This is a genomic window from Pseudomonas sp. (assembly GCF_040514055.1).
In the GTDB taxonomy this organism is placed as follows: domain Bacteria; phylum Pseudomonadota; class Gammaproteobacteria; order Pseudomonadales; family Pseudomonadaceae; genus Aquipseudomonas.
Window position 1 is genome coordinate 18,850 of the sequence record NZ_JBEVDL010000098.1, and the last position, 9,504, is coordinate 28,353.

The 9,504-nt window shown below is 62.6% G+C and carries 8 protein-coding genes, 2 tRNA genes and 1 pseudogene; 9 read left to right on the forward strand and 2 right to left on the reverse strand.

What is annotated here, in order from left to right:
* Positions 1-37 precede the first annotated feature (37 nt).
* The 3 genes and pseudogenes from ABWY06_RS25290 to ABWY06_RS26020 all read left to right on the forward strand — a co-directional run bounded on the left by ABWY06_RS25290 (position 38) and on the right by ABWY06_RS26020 (position 3,416).
* Positions 38-1,330: an adenylosuccinate synthase gene (locus ABWY06_RS25290; RefSeq protein WP_353928349.1), complete on the forward strand. Its 1,293-nt coding sequence runs from the start codon at positions 38-40 to the stop codon at positions 1,328-1,330.
* A gap of 967 nt (positions 1,331-2,297) precedes the next feature.
* Positions 2,298-2,558 (forward strand): annotated as a pseudogene (locus ABWY06_RS26015) (HAMP domain-containing protein); the annotation flags it as partial.
* The gene (locus ABWY06_RS26020; protein ID WP_502948254.1) at positions 2,532-3,416 is read left to right on the forward strand and encodes a methyl-accepting chemotaxis protein; all 885 of its coding nucleotides are present in this window, start codon (positions 2,532-2,534) and stop codon (positions 3,414-3,416) included. The pseudogene ABWY06_RS26015 and the gene ABWY06_RS26020, both read left to right, overlap by 27 nt.
* A gap of 62 nt (positions 3,417-3,478) precedes the next feature.
* Here the strand turns inward: ABWY06_RS26020 and ABWY06_RS25300 are convergent.
* Both ABWY06_RS25300 and ABWY06_RS25305 read right to left on the reverse strand, forming a co-directional pair.
* Positions 3,479-3,565 (reverse strand) — tRNA-Leu (locus ABWY06_RS25300).
* A gap of 168 nt (positions 3,566-3,733) precedes the next feature.
* Positions 3,734-3,820, reverse strand: a tRNA-Leu gene (locus ABWY06_RS25305).
* Between the two features lie 212 nt (positions 3,821-4,032).
* On the opposite strand from ABWY06_RS25305, the gene rnr reads away from it, so the two are divergent.
* The 6 genes from rnr to rplI all read left to right on the forward strand — a co-directional run.
* Entirely contained in the window at positions 4,033-6,552 is a 2,520-nt protein-coding gene (rnr, locus tag ABWY06_RS25310; protein ID WP_353928351.1) for a ribonuclease R, read from the forward strand.
* Entirely contained in the window at positions 6,549-7,316 is a 768-nt protein-coding gene (gene rlmB / locus ABWY06_RS25315; RefSeq protein WP_353928352.1) for a 23S rRNA (guanosine(2251)-2'-O)-methyltransferase RlmB, read from the forward strand. Before rnr ends, rlmB begins: the two co-directional genes overlap by 4 nt.
* Positions 7,317-7,561: 245 nt before the next feature.
* Complete coding sequence (gene rpsF / locus ABWY06_RS25320; RefSeq protein WP_353928353.1) at positions 7,562-7,987, forward strand: 30S ribosomal protein S6; 426 nt, start codon at positions 7,562-7,564, stop codon at positions 7,985-7,987.
* Positions 7,988-8,015: 28 nt separating this feature from the next.
* Positions 8,016-8,246 (forward strand): 30S ribosomal protein S18, encoded by a 231-nt coding sequence (gene rpsR / locus ABWY06_RS25325; protein WP_181083052.1) that lies wholly within the window; start codon positions 8,016-8,018, stop codon positions 8,244-8,246.
* A gap of 34 nt (positions 8,247-8,280) precedes the next feature.
* Positions 8,281-9,177 (forward strand): hypothetical protein, encoded by an 897-nt coding sequence (locus tag ABWY06_RS25330; protein WP_353928354.1) that lies wholly within the window; start codon positions 8,281-8,283, stop codon positions 9,175-9,177.
* Between the two features lie 20 nt (positions 9,178-9,197).
* A partial coding sequence (rplI, locus tag ABWY06_RS25335; protein ID WP_353928355.1) for a 50S ribosomal protein L9 occupies positions 9,198-9,504 on the forward strand: 307 nt, incomplete at its 3' end.

A 9,504-nucleotide genomic window follows, 5' to 3' on the forward strand; every position in this document is an offset into this window, starting at 1 on the left:
GTGCCGGCACCAAGCTTCTGTGAAGAGGACAAGTGTTATGGGTAAGAATGTCGTAGTCCTGGGCACCCAATGGGGTGATGAGGGCAAAGGCAAGATCGTCGATCTGCTGACCGAACACGCTGCGGCAGTGGTGCGCTACCAAGGCGGGCATAACGCCGGTCATACCCTGGTGATCGACGGCGAAAAGACCGTGCTGCACCTGATCCCTTCCGGCGTATTGCGCGAAGGCGTGCAGTGCCTGATCGGCAACGGTGTGGTGGTGGCGCCCGACGCGCTGTTGCGCGAGATCGTCAAACTCGAAGAAAAGGGTGTGCCGGTGCGCGAGCGCCTGCGTATCAGTCCGTCCTGCCCGTTGATCCTGTCCTATCACGTGGCGCTGGACCAGGCGCGCGAGAAGGCGCGTGGCGAGCACAAGATCGGCACCACCGGTCGTGGTATCGGCCCGGCCTACGAGGATAAAGTGGCGCGCCGTGGGTTGCGCATCGGCGACCTGTTCCATCGCGAGCGCTTTGCCGCCAAGTTGGGCGAGCTGCTGGATTACCATAACTTCGTGCTGGTCAATTATTACAAAGAGCCGGCGATCGATTTCCAGAAGACCCTCGACGAGTGCATGGAGTACGCCGAGCTGCTCAAGCCGATGATGCTCGACGTCACCGCCGAACTGCACGACCTGCGCCGCGCCGGCAAGGACATCATGTTCGAAGGCGCCCAGGGGTCGTTGCTGGACATCGACCACGGCACCTACCCCTACGTCACCAGCTCCAATACCACCGCGGGCGGCATCGCCACCGGCTCGGGCTTCGGGCCGATGTACCTGGACTATATCCTCGGCATCACCAAGGCGTATACCACGCGGGTGGGTTCGGGCCCGTTCCCCACCGAGCTGTTCGACGACGTGGGTGCGTTCCTGGCCAAGCGCGGTCACGAATTCGGCGCCACCACCGGGCGTGCTCGTCGCTGCGGCTGGTTCGACGCGGTCATTCTGCGCCGGGCCATCGAGATCAACAGCATCTCCGGTTTGTGCCTGACCAAACTCGATGTCTTGGACGGTCTGGAGACCATTCGCATCTGCGTCGGTTATAAAAATGAGCAGGGTGCAGTGATCGATGCGCCGACCGACGCCGACAGTTATATCGGTTTGCAGCCGGTGTACGAAGACGTGCCAGGTTGGAGCGAATCGACGCTGGGTGCCAAGACCCTCGACGAGCTGCCGGCCAATGCGCGGGCCTATATCAAGCGGGTCGAGGAGCTGGTTGGGGCGCCGATCGATATCGTCTCCACCGGGCCTGATCGCAACGAAACCATTGTGTTGCGTCATCCGTTCGCCTAAGCAGGCGCAAAAAAATTGGGTCGCCTGGAGCGGCCCTTTTTTTCGCCTGCATAAAGGCGTTCTGATATTGAAGGTCGGCACGGGCCTTGCTTTCGACTATAACGTCTTAAGCCGCCGTCATTTTTGCGGCAGATGTCTGAGGAGTACCATCGTGCCAGCTGCCTTTTCCTTGTTGCGTAGCCGTTTACTTCGACCCGTCTTTATTGCCCTAGGCGTTGCGCTGTTGGTGCAGGTATTGGTCGCTGTGGCGTTGACCCGCAGTACCGTCAAGGCGCTCGAGGTCGACCTGGGCGGGCGCCTGGCGGGCGATACCCAGCGCCTGTCGGGCGAGCTGGAGCAGGCCGGGAAGGAGGTCAGTGCGGGGTTGGGCAATCTGTCGGCGAGCACCCGGGAAAAACTCGCGGCCGGGCTGTCCGAGCGCCTCAAGCAAGAGCAATCGCAGGTGCGGGTGACCCTGGAGCGCAGCCTGAAGGAGTCGGCCAATGACATGGCCCAGCTGTTGGCGGCGGTGGCGCCGCGAGCCATGTGGGACAACGACGGTCCGGCGCTCTCGGAGTTCGCCCGGCGTGCCCAGCGCAACCCGAACGTGCTGTTCGTGGTCTACGACGACGTCAAGGGTGAGCACCTGACGCGCTATCTGAACCGCGAGAACCCCTTGATCAAGGCGCTGCTGGAAAAAGGCCAGGGGACCCGCGCGCTGGACAAGGTGCTGGACGCCGCGCGCAACGACAAGTCGGTGTACTTCGTCGAGGCCGCGATCAATCCTAACGGGGTCGAGATCGGCAAGGTCCTGATGGGCGTGTCGACCGCCGCGGTGGAGAGCGAAATCGCCGCCCTGGACACCCGTTTCGCCGCCCTCATCGCCAGTGGCGACCAGTTGGTGGCGGACAGCTTGGGCAGCGCCGCGACCGACAGTTCCAAGGCGCTGACGGCGCGCCTGCAAGCGGCCCAGTCGGCGGCGAAGGACATGTCCGACGGGGCTCGCAGTGCGGTCCAGGACGCGGCGGGCACCTTGCGCTGGCGTATCGGCACGGGCCTGGCGTTGGTCGGCCTGGGCGTGTTGTTGCTGCTCGGCTGGGTGCTGGGGCGGCGGGTGGTGAGCAAGCTCTACCTGCTGATTGCGGCGCTCAATGACCTGGCGGCGGGCGAGGGCGACCTGACCCGGCGTATCGACGTGAACAGTCATGACGAGATCGGCGACATGGCTGCCGCGGTCAACCGTTTTGTCGCCAAGCTGCAGCCCATAGTGCGCGAAGCCGGCGATGTGGCCGTGCGCACCGGGGTCGAAATCAACAGCCTGGCCTCGCGCAGCGTGGCGGCCGAGGCCGCCGCGGGGCGGCAGCGCGACGAGGTAGCCGGCAGCCTGCAGGCGCTGGCGGTGATGGCCGGTGATGCCCAGGCCGAAAGCCGGGCGATGCAGGCGGCGCTGCAGCGTGTCGCGGCAATCCGGCAGGCGGCCAATGAGAACGCGGTGATTGCGGCGCGCGTCGGTAGCCTGATCGAGGCACTGGTCAGTCGGGTAGAAACCGGTTCGGCGGTAATCGAGCGATTGGCTCGGCAAAGCGAGCAGATCGAGGTGGTGCTGTCGGTGATCCATGGTATTGCCGAGCAGACCAATCTGCTGGCGTTGAATGCGGCGATCGAGGCGGCCCGCGCTGGCGAAAGTGGCCGTGGTTTTGCCGTGGTGGCCGACGAGGTGCGGGCGCTGGCCAGCAAGACGCAAAAATCCACCGGCGACATCCAGTCCCATATCGGTGCCCTGCAGCAAGGCGCGCGTGAGGCGGTGGCGGTGATCGGGCAGGCTCGCCAGCAGGCGGGGGAAGGTTTGGCGGCGCTGCATGACAGTGCGCGCCTGCAGCAGTCGGTGCAGTCGGCCGTGGACGAGGTGCATGGCGCGATCAATACCGCCACCCAGGCGGCCGGCCAGCAGGCCGAAGGCGCCATGGCGGTGCGTGGACGGGTTGAGGTGATACATGCCGAGGCCCAGCGGGCCGCCGAGGCCGTCGCCGCGACAGCGGCCAGTGGGCGGGTGCTCGACGGGCTGGCCTCGCAGCTCAAGGCGAGCCTGGGGCAGTTCCGGGTTTAGCAGGAGTTGTTGGGCGTTGGGCAGGCGAAAAAAAACCGAGTCATGGACTCGGTTTTTTGAGGTGGTGCCCAGAAGAAGACTCGAACTTCCACGACCGTAAGGTCACCAGCACCTGAAGCTGGCGTGTCTACCAATTTCACCATCTGGGCATTTGGTGATTTTCGCTGATTGCTCAATGACTTGCAATACCGGAAGAATCTTTTGTGGGACTTTTTGGGCGGCGTGGCGGAGGGGGGCGCATGACTCGGTACGGGGCTTGGTTGAAAACCCGAATCTCAGATGCAAAAAACCGAGCACTTGGCTCGGTTTTTTTGAATTGGTGCCCAGAAGAAGACTCGAACTTCCACGACCGTAAGGTCACCAGCACCTGAAGCTGGCGTGTCTACCAATTTCACCATCTGGGCGATTCGTTGTTTTTACTGATTGCTCAGTGACTTGCAACTTCAACACGCTGTAGCGTCGTTGTGGCGCGAAATATACGGAGGCTTTGGAATCTTGTAAAGCCCCGAGTGAAAAAAAACTTTATTCATGGGCTCAGGCAGACCAAGATAGCGGTTTCGCGCTTCAATAGGCGCATGACAAAACGAATCTATATAGAACAGGTGAATTCTTTCTAATGGCCGATTGGCAATCCCTCGATCCCGAGGCCGCCCGTGAAGCGGAAAAATACGACAACCCCATCCCCAGTCGTGAGCTGATTCTGCAGCAACTGTCCGATCGCGGTTCGCCGGCGAGCCGGGAAGAGCTGGTGGCCGAATTCGGCCTTACCACGGACGAGCAACTGGAGGCCCTTCGCCGTCGCCTGCGCGCCATGGAGCGTGATGGCCAGTTGATCTATACCCGTCGCGGCACCTATGCCCCGGTGGACAAGCTCGACCTGATTCTCGGGCGTGTCAGCGGTCACCGCGACGGCTTCGGTTTTCTGGTGCCGGATGACGGCAGCGAGGATCTGTTTCTCGGTCCGGCGCAGATGCGCCTGGTGTTTGATGGCGACCGTGCCCTGGCGCGGGTGTCGGGCCTGGATCGGCGCGGTCGGCGCGAAGGCGCGGTGGTGGAAGTCATCGCCCGTGCCCATGAAAGCATCGTGGGACGTTATTACGAGGAAAGCGGCATCGGTTTCGTCGTGGCCGACAATCCGAAAATCCAGCAGGAAGTGCTGGTCACCCCCGGGCGTAATGCCGGCGCCAAGCAGGGCCAGTTTGTCGAGGTGAAGATCACCCACTGGCCGACCCCGCGCTTCCAGCCCCAGGGCGATGTGGTCGAAGTGGTCGGCAACTACATGGCGCCCGGCATGGAGATCGATGTCGCGCTGCGCAGCTACGACATCCCCCATGTCTGGCCCGAGGCGGTGCTCAAGGAGGCCGCCAAGCTCAAGCCGGAAGTCGAGGACAAGGACAAGGAAAAGCGCGTCGACTTGCGCCACCTGCCTTTTGTCACCATCGATGGCGAAGACGCGCGCGACTTCGACGACGCGGTGTATTGCGAGAAGAACGGCAGCAATTGGCGACTGTTTTCCGGCGGCTGGAAGCTTTATGTGGCCATCGCCGACGTGTCTCACTACGTCAAGGTCGACTCGGCGCTGGATGCCGAGGCGCAGGTGCGTGGCAACTCGGTGTATTTCCCTGAGCGGGTGATTCCGATGTTGCCCGAGGAGCTGTCCAACGGCCTGTGCTCGTTGAACCCGCATGTCGATCGCCTGGCCATGGTCTGTGAGATGAGTATCTCCAAGACCGGCAAGATGACCGATTATCAATTCTATGAGGCGGTCATCCACTCCCATGCGCGCCTGACCTACAACAAGGTCAGTGCCATGCTCGAGCAGCCGAAAAGCGGCGAGGGCAAGGCGCTGCGCGGTGAGTACAAGGCGGTGCTGCCGCACCTCAATCAGCTGTATGCCCTGTACAAGGTGCTGCTGGCGGCGCGTCACGAGCGCGGTGCGATCGATTTCGAAACCCAGGAAACCCGCATCATCTTCGGTGCCGGCCGCAAGATCGCGGAGATTCGTCCGACCCAGCGCAACGATGCCCACAAGCTGATCGAGGAATGCATGCTGGCGGCCAACGTAGCCACTGCGGCATTTATGCAAAAACATGAGATCCCGGCGTTGTACCGGGTGCATGACGGTCCGCCGCCGGAGCGCCTGGAAAAACTCAAGGCCTTCCTGACGGAGTTGGGACTGTCGCTGCACCGTGGCAAGTCCAAGGAGGGCCCGTCGCCCAAGGATTACCAAGCGTTGCTGGAGAGCATTCGCGAGCGTCCGGATTACCACCTGATCCAGACCGTGATGCTGCGTTCGCTCAGCCAGGCGGTCTACAGCGCTGACAATCAGGGTCACTTCGGCCTGAATTACGACGCGTACGCCCACTTCACCTCGCCCATCCGGCGTTACCCCGACCTGTTGATCCATCGCGCGATCCGCAGCATGGTCCGCTCCAAGGCGGACACCCCGCACGTCAAGCGGGCCGGCGCCATGACCATTCCGCGGGCACGGATCTACCCGTACGACGAGGCGGCGCTGGAGCAGTTGGGCGAGCAGTGCTCGCTGTCCGAGCGACGTGCTGACGAGGCGACCCGCGATGTGGTGAACTGGCTGAAATGCGAGTTTATGAAGGACCGTGTCGGCGAGACCTTCCCGGGTGTGATTACCGCGGTGACCGGCTTTGGCCTGTTCGTCGAGCTCAAGGACATCTATGTCGAAGGTCTGGTGCATGTCACCGCCTTGCCGGGTGACTACTACCACTTCGATCCTGTGCATCATCGCCTGGCGGGCGAGCGCAGCGGGCGCAGTTTCCGCCTTGGCGACAGCGTCGAGGTCAAGGTCATGCGGGTCGACCTGGACGAGCGCAAGATCGACTTCGAGATGGCCCAGGGCGTGGTGGAAGCCGCCGTCGGGCGCAAGCGCCGTGGCGCTGGCGACGAGCCGGCCACGGGTGGGCGCGCGAGCCGTTCTGCGGACGCTGCGGGCGGCGCGCCTGACGTGCGCAAGAGTCGCGAGCTGAAACAGGCCTTGTTGAATGAGGCCAAGACCGGCAAAGGCCGCGCGGCGTCCGCGGACACTACGTCCAAGCACCGCAAGGGGCCGTCCAAACCTGCGGGGAAACCGGCCGGGGCGCGCAAGCCCAAGGCCAAGCCATGAGTGATCTGGAAAAAATCTACGGCGTACACGCCGTGGAAGCCATGCTTCGCCACCACCCCAAGCGGGTCAAGCAGATCTGGCTGGCCGAGGGGCGTAATGACCCACGGGTGCAGGTCCTGATCGAACTGGCCAGCGCTTCGCGGGTGCCGGTCGGCCAGGCCGAGCGGCGTGAGCTGGACGCCTGGGTCGAAGGCGTACACCAGGGCGTGGTGGCCGAAGTCAGCCCCAGCCAGGTCTGGGGCGAAGCCATGCTCGACGAGTTGCTCGACCGGGCGGAAGGGCCGCCCTTGCTGCTGGTACTCGACGGCGTGACCGATCCGCATAACCTCGGCGCCTGCCTGCGTACCGCCGATGCGGCCGGTGCCCTGGCGGTAATAGTGCCCAAGGACAAGTCGGCCACGCTCAGTCCAACCGTGCGCAAGGTGGCCTGTGGAGCGGCCGAGGTGATCCCCCTGGTGGCGGTGACCAATCTTGCGCGCACCCTGGAAAAACTCCAGCAGCGTGGCCTGTGGGTGGTCGGTACGGCCGGTGAGGCCGAACAGGAGCTCTACCAGCAGGACCTGACCGGGCCGACCATCCTGATCATGGGCGCCGAGGGCAAGGGCATGCGTCGTCTGACGCGCGACCATTGCGACTACCTGGTGCGCCTGCCGATGGCGGGCAGCGTTAGCAGCCTGAACGTTTCGGTCGCCACCGGCGTGTGCCTGTTTGAAGCGCTGCGTCAGCGCAGCAGCGCCAAGCGGCAAGGCAAAAGCCCCAAATAAGCAAGCGCGATCAGCGGCAGGCCTGCCGCTGATCGCTTGATGCTTGTCGCTACGGTGCCTCGCGCTGTTCAAATAATCACCAATTGCCTTGCGTCTGCGGCGACCCTTCTCTAGAATGGCGCGCCTTGCCGTCCGGGTAGGTTTTCGTGTTGCTAGCGGATTCCTGCGTGCGGTGAGACTCACAGTGATATTCACTCCTTGCCTGACCGCTTAGGGCGGCAGGCTACAACCCGTAAGGAGCATTTATGCGTCATTACGAAATCATCTTTCTGGTCCACCCGGATCAGAGCGAGCAAGTCGGCGGCATGGTCGAGCGTTACACCAAGCTGATCGAAGAAGACGGCGGCAAGATTCACCGCCTGGAAGACTGGGGCCGTCGTCAACTGGCCTATGCCATCAACAACGTCCACAAGGCTCACTACGTGATGCTGAACGTTGAATGCACTGGCAAAGCCCTGGCTGAGCTGGAAGACAACTTCCGCTACAACGATGCCGTGATCCGTAACCTGGTCATCCGTCGCGACGAGGCCGTTATCGACCAGTCCGAGATGCTCAAGGCTGAGGAAAACCGTAGCGAACGCCGTGAGCGTCGTGACCGTCCTGAGCACGCTGACTCCGCCGATGGCGATGACAGCGATAACAGCGACGCCAGCGATAACGCTGACGAGTAATCCACGGACCTATTGAGGAGCCACTCTCATGGCACGTTTTTTCCGTCGTCGTAAGTTCTGCCGTTTTACCGCTGAAGACGTGAAGGAGATCGATTACAAGGATCTCAACACCCTGAAGGCGTACATCTCGGAAACCGGCAAGATTGTTCCTAGCCGTATCACCGGTACCAAGGCCCGTTATCAGCGTCAGCTGGCGACCGCTATCAAGCGCGCCCGTTTCCTGGCCCTGCTGCCCTACACCGACAGCCACGGCCGTTGAGACTGACGGGCCGACGAGGTAAGGGATAACGCCGATGCGCGTCTTGGCTGAGTTCATCATGCGCGGTCGCGTGCAGGCCACCTTCGTGGTGGTGGCTGCTGCGATCCTGCCACTGTTGTTCTGGCTGAGTTGCGCTGCTGCCTGCCTGGTGCTGTTGCGCCGAGGCGCGCGGGATGCGCTGGGCATATTGGCCTGGGCTTTGCTGCCCGCGCTGCTCTGGTGTTACCTGGGGGACCCACGGCTATTGTTCGTGTCCGCCGGTGCACTGGGACTGGCCCTGCTCTTGCGTGCAGGTTTTTCCTGGTCTGTCGTGCTGCTCTGCAGCGTGGCGCTGGGGTTGCTGTACGCGGGGATATTGAGCGCGGTGCCGGCATTGCGTGAGCCGATCGAGGCGGTCTCGAAAGAGCTGCTTGGGTTCTGGCCGCAGATGCTCGGTGCGCAGGAGCCTCAGTTGCCGGACGCTCAGCGCAAGCTGATCGAGGCGTCGCTGTCGGTGCCGGCGTTGATCGGATTTACCGCAATGACCCTGCAGGTGATCAGCCTGCTGTGTCTGGTGCTGGCGCGATACTGGCAGGCGCTGTTGTACAACCCGGGCGGTTTCGGGCGCGAGTTTCGCGCGCTGCGACTGCCGGCGGGGGTGGCATCGGTGCTGTTGGTCAGCGTCTTGCTGGTGGCGAATCTGGGGCCGCAGTGGGCCGCGTTGAAGCCGTTTTTCAGCGTGCCACTGATAATGGCCGGGTTGGCGCTGCTGCATGGCGTAGTGGCAGAAAAGCCCGCGTTCAGGTTCTGGTTGATCGGAACCTACGTGTGCTTGGTGGTGGTGTATCCGTTACTGATTATGTTGGCCGTCGTTGACAGTCTGATCGATTTTCGCGGTCGTCTGGCGCGCTCTAAAGGCGTCAAGAATGATTCCGCGAACGGTGAAGGTTAAAAGTTAAGAGGTTTTACCAAATGGAAGTCATCCTGCTGGAAAAAGTCGCCAACCTGGGTAACCTCGGCGATGTCGTCAAGGTCAAGGACGGATTCGCCCGCAACTTCCTGATCCCGACGCGCCAGGCGCGCCGCGCCACTGAAGTCGCGATCAAGGAGTTCGAAGCCAAGCGCGCCGAACTCGAGAAGGTCGCTGCAGACAAGCTCGGCGCCGCTCAGGCGCTGGCCGAGAAGCTGAACGGCAAGACGGTGTCGATCACGCAGAAGGCCGGCGTCGACGGCCGCCTGTTCGGCTCGGTCACGAATGCCGACGTTTCCGAAGGCCTGA

Bases quoted from the DNA above. Each gene is read 5' to 3' on its own strand.
- ABWY06_RS25290 (WP_353928349.1), top strand. From the start codon at position 38: ATGGGTAAGAATGTCGTAGTCCTGGGCACCCAATGGGGTGATGAGGGC.
- ABWY06_RS26020 (WP_502948254.1), top strand. From the start codon at position 2,532: ATGGCTGCCGCGGTCAACCGTTTTGTCGCCAAGCTGCAGCCCATAGTG.
- rnr (WP_353928351.1), top strand. From the start codon at position 4,033: ATGGCCGATTGGCAATCCCTCGATCCCGAGGCCGCCCGTGAAGCGGAA.
- rlmB (WP_353928352.1), top strand. From the start codon at position 6,549: ATGAGTGATCTGGAAAAAATCTACGGCGTACACGCCGTGGAAGCCATG.
- rpsF (WP_353928353.1), top strand. From the start codon at position 7,562: ATGCGTCATTACGAAATCATCTTTCTGGTCCACCCGGATCAGAGCGAG.
- rpsR (WP_181083052.1), top strand. From the start codon at position 8,016: ATGGCACGTTTTTTCCGTCGTCGTAAGTTCTGCCGTTTTACCGCTGAA.
- ABWY06_RS25330 (WP_353928354.1), top strand. From the start codon at position 8,281: ATGCGCGTCTTGGCTGAGTTCATCATGCGCGGTCGCGTGCAGGCCACC.